This window comes from Klebsiella sp. BIGb0149, assembly GCF_004362605.1.
Taxonomy (GTDB): Bacteria; Pseudomonadota; Gammaproteobacteria; order Enterobacterales; family Enterobacteriaceae; genus Klebsiella; species Klebsiella terrigena.
Map to the genome: position 1 here is coordinate 823,755 of NZ_SNYG01000002.1, position 17,826 is coordinate 841,580.

15 protein-coding genes are annotated in these 17,826 nt (G+C 58.3%); 10 read left to right on the forward strand and 5 right to left on the reverse strand.

Annotation, left to right across the window (positions count from 1 at the left end; translation table 11 throughout):
- Positions 1-42: 42 nt before the first annotated feature.
- Both EDF75_RS10615 and nfo read left to right on the forward strand, forming a co-directional pair.
- Positions 43-1,092, forward strand: a complete 1,050-nt coding sequence (locus EDF75_RS10615) for a YeiH family protein (protein ID WP_133599125.1) — start codon at positions 43-45, stop codon at positions 1,090-1,092.
- An 87-nt stretch (positions 1,093-1,179) separates the two neighbouring features.
- Positions 1,180-2,037 (forward strand): deoxyribonuclease IV, encoded by an 858-nt coding sequence (nfo, locus tag EDF75_RS10620; protein WP_128877543.1) that lies wholly within the window; start codon positions 1,180-1,182, stop codon positions 2,035-2,037.
- Between the two features lie 78 nt (positions 2,038-2,115).
- Here the strand turns inward: nfo and fruA are convergent, their stop codons facing one another.
- Genes fruA through fruB form a run of 3 tightly spaced genes read right to left on the reverse strand, consistent with a single transcriptional unit; the run spans position 2,116 to position 5,887 of the window.
- Positions 2,116-3,801 carry a PTS fructose transporter subunit IIBC gene (gene fruA / locus EDF75_RS10625; protein WP_133599127.1) on the reverse strand — a complete coding sequence of 562 codons (1,686 nt, stop codon included), beginning with the start codon at positions 3,799-3,801 and terminating at the stop codon, positions 2,116-2,118.
- A 16-nt stretch (positions 3,802-3,817) separates the two neighbouring features.
- Positions 3,818-4,756 carry a 1-phosphofructokinase gene (gene fruK, locus EDF75_RS10630; protein WP_041146489.1) on the reverse strand — a complete coding sequence of 313 codons (939 nt, stop codon included), beginning with the start codon at positions 4,754-4,756 and terminating at the stop codon, positions 3,818-3,820.
- Entirely contained in the window at positions 4,757-5,887 is a 1,131-nt protein-coding gene (gene fruB, locus EDF75_RS10635) for a fused PTS fructose transporter subunit IIA/HPr protein (protein WP_133599128.1), read from the reverse strand. It lies immediately after the preceding gene.
- A gap of 332 nt (positions 5,888-6,219) precedes the next feature.
- Between fruB and setB the strand changes: the two genes are divergently transcribed.
- Entirely contained in the window at positions 6,220-7,401 is a 1,182-nt protein-coding gene (gene setB / locus EDF75_RS10640; protein WP_041146491.1) for a sugar efflux transporter SetB, read from the forward strand.
- Positions 7,402-7,424: 23 nt separating this feature from the next.
- On the opposite strand, the gene EDF75_RS10645 is transcribed toward setB, so the two are convergent.
- A complete protein-coding gene (locus tag EDF75_RS10645) occupies positions 7,425-7,679 on the reverse strand; it encodes a YkgJ family cysteine cluster protein (protein WP_041146492.1) in 255 nt (84 codons plus the stop codon).
- 147 nt (positions 7,680-7,826) lie between these two features.
- On the opposite strand from EDF75_RS10645, the gene yeiP reads away from it, so the two are divergent.
- Positions 7,827-8,399: an elongation factor P-like protein YeiP gene (gene yeiP, locus EDF75_RS10650; protein WP_041146493.1), complete on the forward strand. Its 573-nt coding sequence runs from the start codon at positions 7,827-7,829 to the stop codon at positions 8,397-8,399.
- A gap of 92 nt (positions 8,400-8,491) precedes the next feature.
- Here yeiP and uxuA read toward each other — a convergent pair whose 3' ends face one another.
- Positions 8,492-9,682 (reverse strand): mannonate dehydratase, encoded by a 1,191-nt coding sequence (gene uxuA / locus EDF75_RS10655; RefSeq protein ID WP_133599131.1) that lies wholly within the window; start codon positions 9,680-9,682, stop codon positions 8,492-8,494.
- Between the two features lie 206 nt (positions 9,683-9,888).
- Between uxuA and EDF75_RS10660 the strand changes: the two genes are divergently transcribed.
- The 6 genes from EDF75_RS10660 (at position 9,889) to EDF75_RS10685 (ending at position 17,824) form a co-directional block, all read left to right on the forward strand.
- Positions 9,889-11,355, forward strand: coding sequence for a mannitol dehydrogenase family protein (locus EDF75_RS10660; RefSeq protein ID WP_133599133.1), 1,467 nt, complete (start codon positions 9,889-9,891; stop codon positions 11,353-11,355).
- A 121-nt stretch (positions 11,356-11,476) separates the two neighbouring features.
- Positions 11,477-12,454 carry a CobW family GTP-binding protein gene (locus EDF75_RS10665; RefSeq protein WP_133599134.1) on the forward strand — a complete coding sequence of 326 codons (978 nt, stop codon included), beginning with the start codon at positions 11,477-11,479 and terminating at the stop codon, positions 12,452-12,454.
- A gap of 42 nt (positions 12,455-12,496) precedes the next feature.
- Entirely contained in the window at positions 12,497-13,204 is a 708-nt protein-coding gene (locus EDF75_RS10670; RefSeq protein ID WP_133599136.1) for a phosphatase PAP2 family protein, read from the forward strand.
- A 424-nt stretch (positions 13,205-13,628) separates the two neighbouring features.
- Entirely contained in the window at positions 13,629-14,201 is a 573-nt protein-coding gene (gene mepS / locus EDF75_RS10675; RefSeq protein WP_041146498.1) for a bifunctional murein DD-endopeptidase/murein LD-carboxypeptidase, read from the forward strand.
- A 186-nt stretch (positions 14,202-14,387) separates the two neighbouring features.
- Positions 14,388-15,956 (forward strand): cyclic di-GMP phosphodiesterase, encoded by a 1,569-nt coding sequence (locus tag EDF75_RS10680; RefSeq protein WP_133599138.1) that lies wholly within the window; start codon positions 14,388-14,390, stop codon positions 15,954-15,956.
- Positions 15,957-16,018: 62 nt separating this feature from the next.
- A complete protein-coding gene (locus EDF75_RS10685; RefSeq protein WP_133599453.1) occupies positions 16,019-17,824 on the forward strand; it encodes an extracellular solute-binding protein in 1,806 nt (601 codons plus the stop codon).
- The last annotated feature ends 2 nt before the right edge of the window (positions 17,825-17,826 follow it).

Sequence of the window (17,826 nt, forward strand, 5' to 3'; positions counted from 1 at the left end):
AACCAGCGCGTCGTAATCTTTACGCAGACAAAGGAGAAGGTTATGACAGCACTCACTTTACCGACAAAACATCGCACACTGTGGCATTTTGTCCCGGGACTGGCGCTTACCGCCGTGGTGACCGGCGCAGCGCTCTGGGCAGGCAGCTTTCCCGCTATCGCCGGCGCCGGCTTCAGCGCCCTGACGCTGGCCATCCTGTTCGGCATGGTCGTCGGCAATACGCTCTATCCCAAAATATGGCAGCCCTGCGACGGCGGCGTGATCTTTGCCAAACAGCATCTGCTGCGTCTCGGTATTATTTTATACGGCTTTCGCCTGACGTTCGCGCAGATTGCCGACGTTGGCGTGAGCGGTATTGCCATTGACGTTCTGACGCTGACCAGCACCTTCTTTATCGCCTGCGTCCTCGGGCAGAAAATCTTCGGCCTGGATAAGCACACCAGCTGGCTGATTGGCGCCGGCAGCAGTATCTGCGGCGCGGCGGCGATTCTGGCAACGGAACCGGTGGTGAAGGCTGAGGCCAGCAAGGTGACCGTCGCCGTGGCCACGGTGGTGATTTTCGGCACCCTGGCTATCTTCCTCTATCCGGCGATGTATCCGCTGCTGGCGCACTGGTTTACGCCGGAAGCCTACGGCATCTATATGGGCTCGACCATGCATGAGGTGGCGCAGGTGGTTGCGGCAGGCCATGCGGTGAGCCCGGACGCTGAGAACGCGGCGGTGATTGCCAAAATGCTGCGCGTCATGATGCTGGCACCGTTCCTGCTGTTCCTCGCCGCCCGCGTTAAGCAGCTGGCCCCGGCCGGCAGCGGTGAGAAAAGCAAAATCACCATCCCGTGGTTTGCCATTATGTTCATCCTGGTGGCGATATTTAACTCCTTCCACCTGCTGCCAAAAGCGGCGGTCGACGCGCTGGTAACGCTCGATACAGTACTGCTGGCGATGGCGATGGCCGCGCTGGGGTTGACCACTCACGTTAGCGCGCTGAAAAAAGCCGGCGCCAAACCGCTGCTGATGGCATTAGTGCTGTTCGTCTGGCTGATTGTCGGCGGCGGCGCGATTAACCTGGCGGTCCACGCCCTGATGGCCTGAAGTATGACGGCTATGTTAAGGATGATGTAACTCTTCGGTTAAGCCGCTATCATTACCCACCCCGCAGCGGCTTAACTGGAGTTTTTTATGAAATATATTGGAGCGCACGTCAGCGCCTCCGGCGGAGTGGCCAATGCCGCCATTCGCGCAGCCGAAATCGGTGCGACCGCCTTCGCCCTCTTCACCAAGAACCAGCGCCAGTGGCGCGCCGCGCCGCTGAGCGACGAAACCATTGCTGAATTCAAAGCCGCCTGCGAAAAATACCGTTTCGCTCCCGGACAAATCCTGCCGCACGATAGCTATCTGATCAACCTCGGCCACCCGGTCGAAGAGGCGCTGGAAAAATCCCGTGAAGCCTTTATTGATGAGCTGACCCGCTGCCAGCAGCTGGGGCTGACGCTGCTGAACTTCCATCCCGGCAGCCATCTGCAGCAGATAGCGGAAGAGGAGTGCCTGGCGCGCATTTCCCGCTCGATCAATATCGCGCTGGAAAAAACCGAAGGCGTGACCGCGGTTATCGAAAACACCGCCGGTCAGGGCAGCAATCTTGGGTTTAAGTTTGAACATCTGGCCGCCATTATCGACGGCGTGGAGGATAAATCCCGCGTCGGCGTATGCATTGACACCTGTCACGCCTTTGCCGCCGGATACGATCTGCGCAGCGCCGAAGAGTGTGAGAAAACCTTCGCCGATTTTGAGCGCATCGTCGGCTTCAAATACCTGCGCGGGATGCACCTCAACGATGCCAAAAGCACCTTCGGCAGCCGCGTCGACCGCCACCATAGCCTCGGCGAAGGCAATATCGGCCACGACGCTTTCCGCTGGATCATGCAGGACAGCCGTTTTGACGGTATTCCGCTGATCCTCGAGACCGTGAATCCCGATATCTGGGCGGAAGAGATTGCCTGGCTGCGGGCGCAGCAGACGGCGGAAGCCTCGGCCTGAGGTCGATGCCGGGAGAATCCCAACTGCTAAAAAAAGAAAGGGCCGAATTATCGGCCCTTTTGCTTATCAAGGTTTTACTCAGGCTGCTTTTTCAACCGCCTGCACTTCCGGACGCTTCAGCACCGCGTAGGAGAGACCGGCAACCAGCGTACCGGCAACAATCGCCAGCAGGTAGCCGAGCACCGGCGTAATGGCGCCTGGGATCAGCAGAACAAACAGACCGCCGTGCGGCGCCATCAGTTTGGCGCCAATCGCCATGGAGATGGCGCCGGTTACCGCCCCGCCGACGATACAGCATGGCAGAACGCGCATCGGGTCACGGGCGGCGAACGGAATGGCCCCTTCGGAGATGAAGCACAGTCCGAGAACCAGGGCCGCTTTACCGCCTTCGCGCTGGCCTTTGTCAAACTTGTTGCGCGCCACCAGCGTGGCGATACCCATCGCCAGCGGTGGAACCATACCCGCCGCCATAATCGCCGCCATCGGCGCGTAGGTCTGGGTACTCAACAGCCCGACGCCAAAGGCGTACGCCGCTTTGTTCACCGGACCGCCCATATCGGTACACATCATTGCCCCGAGGATGGCGCCCAGCAGGACCGCGTTAGCCGTCCCCATAGTTTGCAGCCAGTGGGTCAGGCCCGCCAGGATACCGGCAACCGGCTTGCCGATCAGGTAGATCATCGCCAGACCGACAATCAGGCTGGAAACCAGCGGAATGATCAGAATCGGTTTCAGCGCTTCCATGCTCGGCGGCAGCTTCAGCTTCTTGCTGATAAGCTTAGCCACGTAGCCGGCGAGGAAGCCCGCGATGATCCCGCCGATAAAGCCGGAACCGCCGCTCACCGCCAGCATACCGCCGATAAGACCCGGCGTCAGGCCCGGACGGTCGGCGATGGAGAAAGCAATAAAGCCCGCCAGCACCGGAACCATCAGCGCAAAGGCTGAACCGCCGCCGATCTGCATCAGCGCCGCCGCCAGCGTATCCTTCACTTCAAATGCTTTAATCCCGAAGGCGAAGGAAAGCGCGATACACAGGCCGCCCGCCACCACCATCGGCAGCATGTAGGAGACGCCGGTCAGCAGGTGGCGATAGGCGCCGCCGCCCTCTTTCTTCGCGCTATCCGCCTGCTGTCCGCTCTGCCCGGAAGGCTGATACGGTTTGGCTTCCAGCTGCGCCTTTTCAAACTCCTGGGCGGTCTTCTTCAGCGCCAGGCCGGTCGTAGTGCGATACATTGGCTTACCGGCAAACTTCGCCAGGTCAACTTCAATATCCGCAGCAACGATAACCAGATCGGCCTGCGCCACCTCTTCTGGCGTGATCGCATTGCCCGCGCCGACGGAGCCGCGCGTTTCAACCTTCACCCACCAGCCGCGTTTTTTCGCTTCGGTTTCGATAGCCTCTGCGGCCATAAAGGTATGCGCCACGCCGGTTGGGCAGGCGGTCACGGCGACAATGCGTTTCGGGCCGCTGGCCGCAGCGGGCGCCGCAGCAGGCGCGGCGTAAGGCGTGGCGTGGCTTTTCGCCTCGCCGAGGAACAGCTCGGGGTGGGCAACGGCGCGGTTAATATCGCCGAGGTACACCTTTTTACCGTTCAGCGCGCTGTCAGCAGGCAGCGTTGAGCCGAGGACGATAGCCAGCTCCGCATCGTTCGGGTTATCAATCAGTTCGAGTTGCGCTTTTTGCGCCGCGGTGCCCAGCAGGGTTTTCGCCATATAGGCGCGAGCCTGTCCGAGTCCGGCATCAATAATCAGCAGCGTTTTCATTATGCCTCTCCTGCTGTCAATTAAACGGTTGTAAGTCGACGCGCGCCATCATTGCGGCCAACTGGGTACGATCGGTAATACCAACGTTGCTCTGGCTCACCGCCAGGGCCGCAACGGCCGTGGCCAGGCGCAGAGTATGCTCGCTGGATTCACGCATCAGCAGGCCGTAAATCAGGCCGCCAACCATAGAATCGCCGGCGCCAACGGTGCTGACCACTTCGACTGAAGGCGGCTTGGCAATCCATTCGCCGGAGGCGTTAACCCACAGCGCGCCCTCTTCACCCAGCGAGATAACCACGTGGGCAATCCCCTGCTCGCGCAGCGCGTGGGCGGCGTCAATCACGTCTTTCATTTCAGGCAGCTTGCGGCCGGCCCAAATCTCCAGCTCGCGGCGGTTTGGCTTCACTAACCACGGTGCCGCCTTCAGGCCGGCAACCAGCGCTTCGCGGCTGCTATCGAAAATAATGCACGGGCACTGGCTGCGCAGGCGAATCATCCATTCGGTGAAGGCCTCAGGGCTGACGCCTGACGGCAGGCTGCCGCTGACGCAAACCATGTCGAACTGACCCAGCCAGCTCAGGGAATCATTGACGAAACGCTCCCAGTCACCCTGAGTCACCTCGAAGCCGGAGAAGTTAAAGTCGGTGACTTCGCCGTCTTTTTCCGTCAGCTTGACGTTAATGCGGGTACGGCCCTGCACAACCTGAAAACGGTTGGCAATTCCCAGCTCGCTAAACAGCTGCTGAAAACCGTCCTGGTTATCTTTGCCGAGGAAGCCGCCGACGGTGACGTCAATACCGAGGTCTTTCAGAACCTTGGCGACGTTGATGCCTTTTCCGGCCGCGTGCAGGCCGGTGGTGCGGACGAGGTTGACTTCGCCGCGCTCAACTTCCGGGGTGAAACCCACCAGATCGTATGCCGGGTTTAAAGTAATCGTTGCTACACGTCTGCTCATTTATGCGCCCTCCCCAAGGCCTGCGGCGATAGCTTCGCCAATCGCATCCAGCGCCTGTTGCGCATCTTCACCCTGGGCGGTAAAGCGCAGACGGTGACCTTTTTTCACTCCCAGCGCCACGACCTTCATCAGGCTGCGGCCGTTGGCCGGCTTGCCGGAACCGTCGAGGTTGGTGACGGTAATGTCGCTGGAAAATTGTTTGATGGTATTAACCAGCATAGTGCCCGGGCGCGCATGCAGCCCGTGCTCGTTGCGCACGACAAATTCAGCGCTCAGCACGTCCTCGGCAATCGCATCATCGCTGGTCAGCAGCGCCAGCAGCGTTGCGCTGTCGGCCTTCAGCAGACGGTCAGCTTTTTTATCAATCAGCAGATTGCTCAGGCGACTGAGCACCGCGGTCGGCTGCTCGTCGGCCATCGCGACGGTAATCAGCAGCGAGACCGGCTGGTCATCGGCGGTGAATGCGCTGGCGGCGCGGCTCACGGCAACGGCGCTGCGCAGGTTGCCTTCAGCACAGTCGTTCAGCCAGATACCCTGACCCAGATTCAGCGGCTTATCGTTAATGGTGCGGCTGACAAACGCGGCGTCAACGGCGCCGGCTTCTTTCAGCCGCGCGGCGTTCAGCGCCTGCAGGGTCAGCAGATCGCTGGCTGCAATATCAAGGCTCAGCGTGTCGTTATCCAGCTTCAGCATCTCGCTCTGCTTTTCACCCATCAGCAGGGCGCGCAGCTCTTCCGCCGTGGTGGCAGACCTGAGCTGCTCGGCGACAGAATCATCGCTTAGCACGTGCGTCAGCTGACGCAGTAGCCCGAGGTGTTCATCAGAACTGGCGGCGATACCAATGGCAACATAGGCCGTCTGCCCTTCCCCCCAGGTCACGCCCTGCGGGAACTGATAGACCTGGACGCCGGTTTTCAGCACCTGGTCGCGCGTGTCGGTGGTACCGTGCGGAATCGCAATCCCGTTACCAAGGAAAGTAGAGGTCTGCTGCTCGCGCGCCAGCATCCCGTTAACGTAGCCTTCCGCCACGTTGCCTGCGCTTACCAGCGCAGAAGCAACCTGCCGAATTGCCTCTTCTTTATTACCGGCCTGCTGGCCGGGATGAATATCCTGCACAGATAACTGGAACATGGATCTCCTCTCCTGCTGAGTTGAATCGTTTCAGCTGCCAGGTGAAAAAATGCGTCACCGTGCTGCTGAAGAAAACCCTGATGACGCTGAAACGTTTCAATGAGTCTGTACCTTTCTTAATCACCGCGCAAGATAAGTTACCAGCCTGATAACAGAAGTTAGAGATAACGCACATTTTTGCTGAAGCCGTACCGCAAGAACGGCCTCAGCTTCAGCATTTTGCTGAACGTCATATTTTGAAACGCCTTTTTGATTTATTAGTGCCATACTACTGTTCATTTTCTGACGGGCGGCGTAAACTTCGCGACTCCTGAAACCACAGATAACAGCACATGCAAAACAGCAGCGCCGCCCTTCCCCGACGCGGGTTCGATTTAACCTCTTCCGCCTTCCTGATAGTCGCCTTTCTGACCGGGATTGCCGGCGCGTTGCAAACGCCCACCCTGAGCCTGTTTTTGACTAATGAAGTGCACGTGCGCCCGGCGATGGTCGGCTTCTTTTTTACCGGTAGCGCGGTCATCGGCATTCTGGTGAGCCAGTTTCTCGCCGGGCGCTCGGACCGCCGCGGGGATCGTAAGCAGCTGATCGTCTTCTGCTGCCTGCTGGGGGTGCTGGCCTGCCTGCTGTTTGCATGGAACCGCAGCTACTTTGTTCTGCTTTTCGTCGGGGTATTCCTCAGCAGCTTCGGCTCCACCGCCAACCCGCAGATGTTCGCCCTTGCCCGCGAGCATGCGGATAAAACCGGCCGCGAGGCGGTGATGTTCAGCTCGATTCTGCGCGCCCAGGTGTCGCTGGCATGGGTGATCGGCCCACCGCTGGCCTACGCGCTGGCGATGGGCTTCGGCTTTACCGTGATGTACCTCAGCGCCGCCGTCGCCTTTGTATTCTGCGGGGCGATAGTGTGGTTCTTTCTGCCCAGCATGCGCAAAGAGCCCAGGGCGGCGTCGGGCCAGCTGGAGGCGCCGCGCACCCATCGCCGCGACGCGCTGCTGCTGTTCAGCGTCTGCACGCTGATGTGGGGGATCAACAGCCTCTACATCATTAATATGCCGCTCTATATTATTAATGAGCTGCACCTGCCGGAGAAGCTGGCCGGATTAATGATGGGCGCCGCCGCCGGTCTTGAAATTCCGACGATGCTGATCGCCGGCTATTACGCCCGCCGTTTCGGCAAGCGTTTTCTGATGCGCGTCGCCGCCGTCGCCGGGCTGCTGTTTTACGTCGGCATGCTGCTGGTTCACACTCCCGGGCTGCTGCTGGCTTTACAGCTGCTGAACGCCATTTTCATTGGCATCCTCGCGGGAATTGGCATGCTCTATTTTCAGGATTTAATGCCGGGTCAGGCGGGTGCAGCGACCACGCTGTACGCGAATACCATCCGCGTCGGCTGGATTATTGCCGGGTCGCTGGCCGGCGTGGTCGCCGAGATCTGGAGCTATCACGCGGTATTCTGGATCGCGCTCGGCATGGGGGCGATCGCCCAGCTGTGCCTGTGGCGCATCAGGGATATTTAAGCCGAGGGGATAAAACGGCGCCGCTAGCCGGCGGTGAGCCGTTCGAGATGAATAAGGTACGCCATTGCCTCATCGCGCCGGGTTCCGCACATCTCGCGCTCCGGCTGCAGGCTGCCGCAAACCTTGGGGCGCAGCGGGGAGCCAAAGATATTGCACAGGTTGCCCGCCGACAGCTGTACGCAGCGCGTGTTCGCGGGCTTGCCGTCAGGCATGCCGGGGATCGGGGATGAGATAGAGGGGGCGATACAGCAGGCACCGCAGTCAGTACGACATTCCATAGATGGCTCTCTTAACGGTGCTTTTTCAGACGCAGCCTAAACGTTTTATCCGAAGATAGCAAAACGCGCGAATTCCACTTGCCTGAAAGGCCCGGCGCGAGTAGTTTTACGCGATATTTTGACCCTTTAAGTTACAGGATTACCGCAATGCCAAGAGCGAATGAAATTAAAAAAGGTATGGTGCTGAATTACAACGGCAAGCTGCTGATTGTAAAAAATATTGATATTCAGTCACCGAGCGCCCGTGGCGCAGCAACGCTGTACAAAATGCGTTTCGCCGACGTACGTACCGGTCTGAAGGTTGAAGAACGCTTTAAGGGCGACGACATTGTCGATACCGTGACCCTGACCCGCCGCTACGTTGACTTCTCCTACGTCGACGGCAACGAATACGTGTTTATGGATAAAGAAGATTACACCCCGTATATCTTCACCAAAGAGCAGATTGAAGAAGAGCTGCTGTTTATTCCGGAAGGCGGCATGCCGGACATGCAGGTTCTGACCTGGGACGGCCAGCTGCTGGCGCTGGAGCTGCCGCAGACCGTCGATCTGGAGATTGTTGAAACCGCGCCGGGCATCAAGGGCGCATCCGCCAGCGCGCGCAACAAACCGGCAACCCTGAGCACCGGCCTCGTGGTGCAGGTTCCGGAATACCTGAGCTCGGGCGAACGCATTCGTATCCATATCGAAGAGAGCCGCTATATGGGCCGCGCCGACTAATCGAACGGCGGCTTAATCACCGATAATCAACGCAAAAATGCCCGCCAGCATCGCCGCTGACGGGCATTTTTTTATCCGACGTACTGTGTGACCTACAGCAGTTCCGGGTACTTCGTCATCTTCAGCGCCAGCTCAACGCCGCGCACTTCCGCCATCCCCTTCAGGCGACCGATCGCCGAATATCCCGGGTTGGTTTTCTTACGCAGATCGTCCAGCATCTGATGGCCGTGATCCGGGCGGAACGGGATCGGCCGCAGATCGCCGGCGCGCTTGCGGCGCAGCTCCTCGCTCAGGATCGCATTCACCACCGCCACCATATTGACGTCGCCGTTCAGGTGCGCCGCCTCGTGGAAGGTTTTCGGGTTCTCTTCGCGGCAGGTCGATCGCAGATGGGTGAAGTGAATGCGATCGCCGAAGGTTTCAATCATCTTCACCAGGTCGTTGTCGGCGCGCACGCCGTAGGAGCCGGTACACATGGTAAAACCGTTGTTAATGCTATCAACAACCTCTTTCAGCCACTGCATATCCTCGATGGTCGACACGATGCGCGGCAGGCCAAGGATCGGACGCGGCGGATCGTCCGGGTGAACGGCCAGGCGCACGCCCACCTCTTCACATACCGGCACGATGGCGCGCAGGAAAACGGCCATATTCTCACGCAGCTGCGCTTTATTAATATGGTCATATTCGGCCAGGCGCGCGCGGAACTGATCGAGGGTGTAGCCCTCTTCGGCTCCCGGCAGGCCGGCAATAATATTGCGGGTCAGCTTTTCAACTTCCGCAGCGCTCATCGCCGTAAAGTAGGCCTGCGCCTGGCGCTGCTCCTCTTCGGTGTAGTCGGCCTCCGCGCCGGCGCGCTGCAGGATATGCAGCTCAAAGGCCGCAAAAGCGATGTGATCAAAACGCAGTGCCTTCGAGCCGTCCGCTAGCTGATACTCCAGATCGGTACGCGTCCAGTCGAGGATCGGCATAAAGTTATAGCAAACTGTATCAATCCCGCAGGCCGCAAGGTTGCGGATGCTCTGCTGGTAGTTGGCAATCCAGGTTGCATATTGCCCGCTATGGGTTTTAATCTCTTCATGCACCGGGATGCTTTCGACGACCGACCACGTCAGCCCTTTTTCCGCCAGCAGCGCCTGACGCTGCTTGATATCTTCAACGGGCCATACCTGCCCGTTCGGAATATGGTGCAACGCGGTAACCACGCCCGTCGCGCCGGCCTGTCGTACATCATCAAGCGATACCGGATCGTTCGGTCCGTACCAACGCCAGGTTTGCTCCATCGCTATACCCCTTTAAAGTTGTTATACCAATAACGCGAACATCAATGACGACTACCATACAGGCTTCCGCAAAAGGGTCAATTTATCCCGCTAAATTGATTGATCCAGCTCACACTAAGCGTATAAATACGGCTCACCAATTTAATTTGTTGTCATATAACTTTACACTGGCCGTGTTAATCATTGGTTAATCAGGTGTGTAAAGAATGACGACTATTGCTACAGCTACGCTACCGGAAGACGTGCAGCTTCCCCGCTACGATCGCAGCCAGCTGCGCTCGCGTATTGTGCACTTTGGTTTTGGCGCCTTTCATCGCGCGCACCAGGCGCTGCTTACCGACCGGGTGCTAAACGCCAGCGGCGGCGACTGGGGGATCTGCGAAATAAGTCTGTTCAGCGGCGATCGGCTGATGAGCCAGCTCCGCCAGCAGGATCACCTGTTTACCGTGCTGGAGAAAGGGGCGCAGGGCAATAAGGCTATCGTGGTCGGCGCGGTGCACGAGTGCCTGAACGCTAAGCTCGATTCGCTCCCGGCGATAATCGAGAAGTTTTGCGAACCGCAGGTCGCTATCGTCTCTCTGACCATTACCGAAAAAGGCTACTGCATCGACCCGGCAAGCGGGTTGCTTGATCTCAAACAGCCGCGCATCGTGCACGATCTGGATAACCCGACGCTGCCGCAGTCGGTGCCGGGCATTTTGGTCGAGGCGCTTGCCCGCCGTCGCGAGCGCCGCCTGCCGCCGTTTACCGTGCTCTCCTGCGATAACATTCCCGACAATGGCCACGTGGTGAAAAACGCCGTGCTGGGAATGGCACAGAAACGCAGCCCGGAGCTGGCGCAGTGGATTGCTGAACGGGTCAGCTTCCCGGGTACGATGGTCGACCGCATCGTTCCCGCCGCCACCGACGAGTCGCTGGCGGAAATCAGCGCCGCGCTGGGCGTCGAAGATCCCTGCGCCATCAGCTGCGAGCCGTTTATTCAGTGGGTGGTTGAAGATAACTTTGTCGCCGGCCGCCCGGCGTGGGAAACCGCCGGCGTGCAGATGACCAACAACGTGCTGCCCTGGGAGCAGATGAAGCTGCGAATGCTCAACGGCAGCCACTCTTTCCTCGCGTGGCTCGGCTACCTTGCGGGCAATGCGCATATCAGCGACTGCATGCAGGATGAGGTGCTGCGCGCCGCCGCGCGCCGGCTGATGCTTGATGAACAGGCGCCGACGCTCTCTATTGAAGACGTCGATCTGACGAGCTATGCCGACGGTCTTCTCGAACGTTTCAGCAACCCGGCGCTAAAGCATCGCACCTGGCAGATCGCGATGGACGGCAGCCAGAAGCTCCCGCAGCGCATGCTTGACGGTATTCGGGTGCATCTTGCCCGCGACAGCCGCTGGCCGCTGCTGGCGCTTGGCGTCGCCGGCTGGATGCGCTACGTTAGCGGCGTGGACGATGCCGGTCAGCCGATTGACGTTCGCGATCCGCTGGCGGAGAAAATCCGCGCCCTGGTCGCCGGCAGCAATGAGCAAGAGCGGGTCAGCGCCCTGCTCTCCCTCGAAGAGATTTTTGGCAACGACCTTCCCCACAGCGCCGAATTTGTCGCCAACGTGACCTCGGCCTGGCGCCAGCTCTCGTCGCTGGGCGCGCGCGAAGCCGTCGCCGCCGCGCTGGATTCTTAACAATTTCTGCGGTTTAACGGACAGAATTCTTTTCTGTCCGTCGTAAGACTTCTCTTTTCCCCATTTTTTCGTCAGGATAGTCTCAACTGTTACAACATTACATTTCTATCCTGGAGAAAATGTGACCAAAACAAACTTGATCACGGGGTTTCTCGGCAGCGGTAAAACGACCTCGATTCTTCATCTGCTGGCCCACAAGCCTGCAGATGAAAAATGGGCCGTACTGGTCAATGAGTTTGGCGAAGTGGGCATCGACGGCGCTTTGCTGGCCGATAGCGGCGCATTACTCAAAGAAATTCCCGGCGGCTGCATGTGCTGCGTCAACGGCCTGCCAATGCAGGTCGGGCTAAATACCCTGCTGCGCCAGGGGAAGCCGGACCGGCTGCTGATTGAACCAACCGGGCTCGGTCATCCGAAACAGATCCTCGATATTCTCACCGCCGCGGTCTACGAGCCGTGGATCGACCTGCGCGCGACGCTGTGCGTCCTCGATCCCCGCCAGCTTCTGGACCCGAAGGCGGTGGCTAATGAAAACTTCCGCGATCAGCTGGCCGCCGCCGACGTCATTATCAGCAATAAAACCGACCGGATGACCGCTGAAAGCGAGCGCGCCTTCAGCGTCTGGTGGCAGGAGTATGCCGGCAAACGCCTGCACGTCAGCGCCACCCAGGGAAGTATTGACCCGGCGCTGCTGGACCTGCCGCGGCTGAACCTTCTCCCGCTGCCGGAGAGCGCGGAGCATACGCACGGCCACGGGCAGAAAAAGGGCCTCGCGGCGCTGACTCTCCCCGGCCACCAGCGCTGGCGCCGCAGCCTCAACGAAGGCCAGGGCTACCGGGCCTGCGGCTGGATTTTTGACGCCGATACCATCTTCGATACCGTTGGCCTGCTGGAGTGGGCGCGGCTGGCCCCGGTGGGCCGCGTGAAGGGCGTGATGCGTATTGCCGAAGGCCTGGTGCGGATTAACCGTCAGGGGCTGGACCTCAATATTGAAACGCAGAACGTCGCCCCGCCGGACAGCCGCATAGAGCTTATCTGCGACGGCGAGGCGGACTGGAATGCACTACAAGCCACTCTGTTGAGGCTACGTTTAAGTTAAGGCGGCTATGTTTGCCGCCGTTTTACACAATATGCGACCGTTATGAATAAAACCCGAATCTCCCTTATCCTGCTGCTTAACGCCGCGGGTATTGCGCTTTTTTTATCATGGTATCTGCCCGCCAACCACGGGCTGTGGTTTCCGCTGGATTCCGCCATTTTCCACTTCTTTAACCACAACGTCGGCGTCAGCCGCGGCTATACCTGGCTGCTGGCGATTATCAACAACCGCGCTTTCGATGCCTGCTCTCTGCTGGCGATGGGAGCCTTGATGCTGAGCTTCTGGCTGAAGGAGCAAAGCGCCGGCCGCCGCCGAATCGTCATCATCGGCCTGGTCATGCTGCTGTCGGCGGTGGTGATAAACCAGCTGGCGCAGCACCTGATGCCGGTTAAGCGCGCCAGCCCGTCGCTCTCGTTTAGCGGTATCGTTAAGGTCAGCGACGTGGTCTCATTCCCGACCAAAGATGCCTCGAAGGATAGCTTCCCGGGCGATCACGGGATGATGCTGCTGATTTTCGCCACCTTCATGTGGCGCTATTTTGGCCGTCGGGCGTTTGCTATTTCCCTCGCCATTTTCGTTGTGTTTGCCTTCCCGCGGGTGATGATTGGCGCCCACTGGTTTACCGATATTGCCGTCGGTTCATTAACCGCGCTGCTGGTCGGCGCGCCCTGGGTTCTGCTGACCCCATTGAGCGACAAAATGATTGCCTGGTTCGACCGGACCCTGCCCGCTGGAACGCACAAAAATTAACATTCCCGTCGCATATTATTAAATATCCATAAGGGATCGTTCTCGGTCCCTTTTTTTATGTTTCACCTTTTTTATCCCCACAATCATCTTTCTGTCACATTAATCGTCTTAGAAATGAGGTAATTGCATATTTTTTACCCATCTCTGCCGCTATTTTGGCCTTTCCCGATGATTCACTTTTTGTCGCAAAAATTCTTATAAGAAATCTCGCAAAACCGCTCGCCATCCCAGTGTTGATAGGGTAATCTCATTCTCGTTTTGCCTTTCCAGCAACGTAAAACCGGCATCAGAATTAAATTGTGCGTTACTGCACAAATTTAGATTTAAGGAATTGTCTCATTGCTGCCAGGTATTTAGGCTCTAACACGTTTGGCATTTTTTATAACGACATTGTCGTTAAGGACAACAAGGGAAAACACACAACATGGTCAAATCTCAGCCGATTTTGAGATATATCCTGCGGGTCGTTCCCGCGATAGCAGTGGCAGTTTTGCTCTCTGCCTGTAGCTCGACAAGTAGTACCGCAAAGAATATGCATTCTGAGACGCTTGGTGTGGGTAGTGGCGATTTATCATCACTGCAAGCCTCTCAGGATGAATTTGAAACAATGGTTAGCAATCTGGACGTTAAGTCCCGTTTGATGGACCAGTATGCTAGCTGGAAAGGCGTGCGTTACCGCCTTGGCGGTAGCACCCGGAAAGGCATCGACTGTTCGGCATTCGTGCAGCGCACCTTCCGCGAACAGTTTGGTCTGGAACTGCCGCGCTCAACGTCAGAGCAGCAGGATTCCGGCAAATCGATTTCACGTTCTCAGCTGCGTACGGGTGATTTAGTCCTGTTCAGAGCGGGTTCCACTGGCCGCCATGTGGGTATCTACATCGGCAACAGCCAGTTCGTTCATGCTTCCACCAGCAGCGGTGTGACCATCTCCAGCATGAACGAGCCGTACTGGAAAAAGCGCTATAACGAAGCGCGCCGTGTACTGAGCCGTTCGTAATCTCTTCCGTCGTCAGTTTTCCCTTGGCTGACGAACGGAAATTAAAAAACACTGCCTTAGCAGTGTTTTTTTTTGCTCATCGCCTCGCAAAGCCGCAATATAAGCTATGTCTTTAAATGGAAACGGTGAAATCGTTTTTCTGTCACCCCATTAGCGCGCCTCATAAACACGGACTGACTATAGCCTATGCTTACCCGCTACTTCTCACCCCGGCGTAAAATCTGGCTGACCAGCACACTGATTGGGGTTATCGTCGCCCTGCTGGCCGGTAGCATTCAATTTATGGTTATCTATCACAACCGCGCGGAACGCTTTGACTCCATCATCAAAAACGTCAACGTTTACCTGAATGAGTACTTCCACGAGCTTAATCAGACCATTGCCGACCTGCAGCCGCTGGTCGACCGGGATTGCGAGAACGTTGCCTCGGGCCTGACCGCCCATGCCGCGTTCAGCCCAAACGTGCGGGCGTTTCTGCTGGTGAAAAATGGCCAGGCGTTTTGCTCCTCGGCAACCGGCCCAATGAACAGCCCCCTGGAGCAGCTTATTCCGCAGCTCGATATCACTAAACCCATCGATATGGCCATTCTGCCGGGTACGCCGATGATGCCAAAAAGCTCGGCGCTGGCGATGTGGGTACGCAGCCCGCACGGCGGTAACGACGGCATTTTCGTGTCAATTAATACCAACCTGACGCCCTATATTCTCTATTCTGCCCGGCAAAATGACTTCAGCGGCATTGCGCTGGTGGTCAACAACAGCGCTATTTCGACCTTCAGCAACAGGCTGGTTAACCCGCAAACGATGCTCTCCGAGCCGATTCGCGAAGTGCAGATCAAAGGGCTGCCGCTCAAGGTCTACCTCTACGCCAACAGCTGGCTGGCTGAAAACACCCAGTACGCTCTGCTGTTGGGCGTGGTATGCGGGCTGCTGGCGGGACTGCTGGGCTATTACGTGCTATCGATCAAGTCCGATCCGCGAAAAGCAATCCTGATGGGAATAAAGAACGACCAGTTTTACATCGTCTATCAGCCGGTCGTCAAAGCCGATACCCTGCACATTAGCGGCGTTGAGGTACTGATGCGCTGGCGCCATCCGGTGGCCGGCGAGATCCCCCCGGACGTCTTTATCAACCTGGCCGAAACCCAGCAGATGATCGTGCCGCTGACCCACCATCTGCTGGCGCTGATCGCGCGCGATGCGCCAACGCTGCAAAAGATCCTCCCGGCGGGGAGCAAGCTCGGGCTGAATATCTCCCCGGCCCACCTGCACGCCGACAGCTTTAAGCCGGATTTAAGGCAGTTTGCCGCCGCCCTGCCGGCCAATCACTTTAGCGTAGTGCTGGAGATAACCGAACGCGCGATGATCGATAAGAACCGATCGCTGGCCATCTTTGACTGGCTGCACGAGGAGGGCTTTGAAATTGCGATTGATGATTTTGGCACCGGCCACAGCGCGTTGATTTATCTTGAACGCTACAACTTCGACTTTTTGAAAATCGATCGCGGCTTCGTACAGGCTATCGGAACCGAAACCGTCACCTCGCCGGTGCTTGATGCAGTGCTGACGCTGAGCCGCCGCCTGCAGCTCCTGACCGTTGCCGAAGGGGTTGAAACGCCTGAACAGGCGGAGTGGCTGCGCAAGCACGGCGTGCACTACCTGCAGGGCTACTGGATAAGCCGGCCTCTGCCGCTGGAAACGCTGCTCGCCGCGCACGACGAACCGGCGAAATACTTCGCCGCCGCCGGGCGATGATGATGATTTAATCTATGGACGGGCCCGCTCAGGGCCTGCTAACAGAGGATAATAACCTGGCCATGTTCGCGCGTATTTGCCTGATATTAGTTACTTTTATTAGCCTTAACGGTCAGGCGCAGGCCGTGAAAGAAAGCCACAGCTTCGCCATTATCGGCGAGCCGAAATACCCTGACGGCTTTAGTCATTTCGCCTACGCCGACCCGACAGCGCCAAAAGGCGGCGGCATCACGCTCGCCTCCATTGGCACCTTCGACAACTTCAACCGCTATGCGCTGCGCGGCAACCCCGGCGTGCGTACCGATGCCCTGTACGATACGCTGTTCACCACCTCCGACGACGAAGCGGGCAGCTACTATCCGCTGATTGCCGACGGGGCGCGCTACGCCGATGACTTTTCGTGGGTGGAGGTCACCCTCAATCCGCAGGCCCGCTTTCATGACGGCACGCCGATCCGCGCCAGCGACGTCGCTTTTACCTTCCAGAAGTTTATGACCGAAGGCGTCCCGCAGTTTCGCCTGTACTACAAAGGCACAAGCGTCAAGGCCATCGCCCCGCTCACCGTGCGCATTGAGTTAGGCCAGGCGGGCAAAGAGAACATGCTCAGCCTGTTTACCCTGCCGGTGATGCCGGAAAAATTCTGGCGCGACCATAAGCTCAGCGATCCGCTCTCCACCCCGCCGCTGGCCAGCGGCCCCTATCGCATTACCGACTGGCGGATGGGTCAGTACATCGTTTACTCGCGCGTTAAAACCTACTGGGCGGCCAATCTTGCGGTCAACCGCGGGCGCTGGAACTTCGATACGCTCCGCTACGACTACTATCTCGACGATAACGTCGCCTTTGAGGCCTTTAAGGCCGGCGCGGTAGACCGGCGGGAAGAGACGATGGCCAAAAACTGGGCCACCCGCTACGTAGGGCGCAACTTTACGCGCGGCTACATCGTGAAGGATGAGTATCAGAATACCTCGGCGCAGGATACCCAATGGCTGGCCTTCAATATTCAGCGCCCGGTTTTTGCCGATCGTCAGGTGCGCGAGGCCATTACCCTCGCCTTCGATTTTGAATGGATGAACAAGGCGCTGTTTTACAACGCCTACAGCCGCGCCAACAGCTATTTCCAGAATACCGAGTACGCGGCCCGCGCGGCGCCCGATGCCGATGAGCTAGCCCTGCTGACGCCGATGAAAAAAGATTTGCCGCCCGAGGTCTTCACCGCGCTCTATCAGCCGCCGCAATCCGACGGCGGCGGTTTCGATCGGGCGAATCTGCTGAAGGCGGACGACCTGCTCAACCGGGCCGGGTGGGTGTTGAAAAACCAGCGCCGGGTGAACGGCAAGAGCGGGAAGCCGCTGCGTTTTGAGCTGCTGCTGCCCGCCGGCGGTAACGATCGCTGGGTGCTGCCCTTTCAGCACAACCTGCTGCGTCTCGGCATCACCATGGATATTCGCCAGGTTGATAATTCCCAGTACAGCAATCGCCGCCGCAGCCGGGATTACGATATGATGCCGGTGGTCTGGCGCGCGACGCCGTGGCCCGGTACCGACCTGCAGATCTCCTGGGACTCGGCCTATATTCACTCCAGCTACAACGCGCCGGGGGTACAAAGCCCGGTCGTGGATCGCCTTATCGCGCAGATTATTCGCTGGCAGGGCAATAAGCAGAAGCTGCTGCCCTTAGGCCGCGCGCTGGACCGGGTGCTCACCTGGAACTACTACATGCTGCCGATGTGGTATATGGCGCAGGACAGAACGGCCCGCTGGGACAAGTTCTCGTTCCCGCCAACGCGGCCGGTATACTCCTCCGGCTTTGACAGCTGGTGGTATGACGTTAACAAAGCGGCAAAACTGCCCGCGGACAGACGCTGAGG

Coding starts and splice junctions, on each gene's coding strand:
- setB (WP_041146491.1), top strand. CDS start 6,220: ATGCAAAACAGCAGCGCCGCCCTTCCCCGACGCGGGTTCGATTTAACC.
- EDF75_RS10670 (WP_133599136.1), top strand. CDS start 12,497: ATGAATAAAACCCGAATCTCCCTTATCCTGCTGCTTAACGCCGCGGGT.
- EDF75_RS10685 (WP_133599453.1), top strand. CDS start 16,019: ATGTTCGCGCGTATTTGCCTGATATTAGTTACTTTTATTAGCCTTAAC.
- fruB (WP_133599128.1), bottom strand. CDS start 5,887: ATGTTCCAGTTATCTGTGCAGGATATTCATCCCGGCCAGCAGGCCGGT.
- mepS (WP_041146498.1), top strand. CDS start 13,629: ATGGTCAAATCTCAGCCGATTTTGAGATATATCCTGCGGGTCGTTCCC.
- EDF75_RS10660 (WP_133599133.1), top strand. CDS start 9,889: ATGACGACTATTGCTACAGCTACGCTACCGGAAGACGTGCAGCTTCCC.
- nfo (WP_128877543.1), top strand. CDS start 1,180: ATGAAATATATTGGAGCGCACGTCAGCGCCTCCGGCGGAGTGGCCAAT.
- yeiP (WP_041146493.1), top strand. CDS start 7,827: ATGCCAAGAGCGAATGAAATTAAAAAAGGTATGGTGCTGAATTACAAC.
- fruA (WP_133599127.1), bottom strand. CDS start 3,801: ATGAAAACGCTGCTGATTATTGATGCCGGACTCGGACAGGCTCGCGCC.
- EDF75_RS10615 (WP_133599125.1), top strand. CDS start 43: ATGACAGCACTCACTTTACCGACAAAACATCGCACACTGTGGCATTTT.
- EDF75_RS10680 (WP_133599138.1), top strand. CDS start 14,388: ATGCTTACCCGCTACTTCTCACCCCGGCGTAAAATCTGGCTGACCAGC.
- fruK (WP_041146489.1), bottom strand. CDS start 4,756: ATGAGCAGACGTGTAGCAACGATTACTTTAAACCCGGCATACGATCTG.
- EDF75_RS10645 (WP_041146492.1), bottom strand. CDS start 7,679: ATGGAATGTCGTACTGACTGCGGTGCCTGCTGTATCGCCCCCTCTATC.
- uxuA (WP_133599131.1), bottom strand. CDS start 9,682: ATGGAGCAAACCTGGCGTTGGTACGGACCGAACGATCCGGTATCGCTT.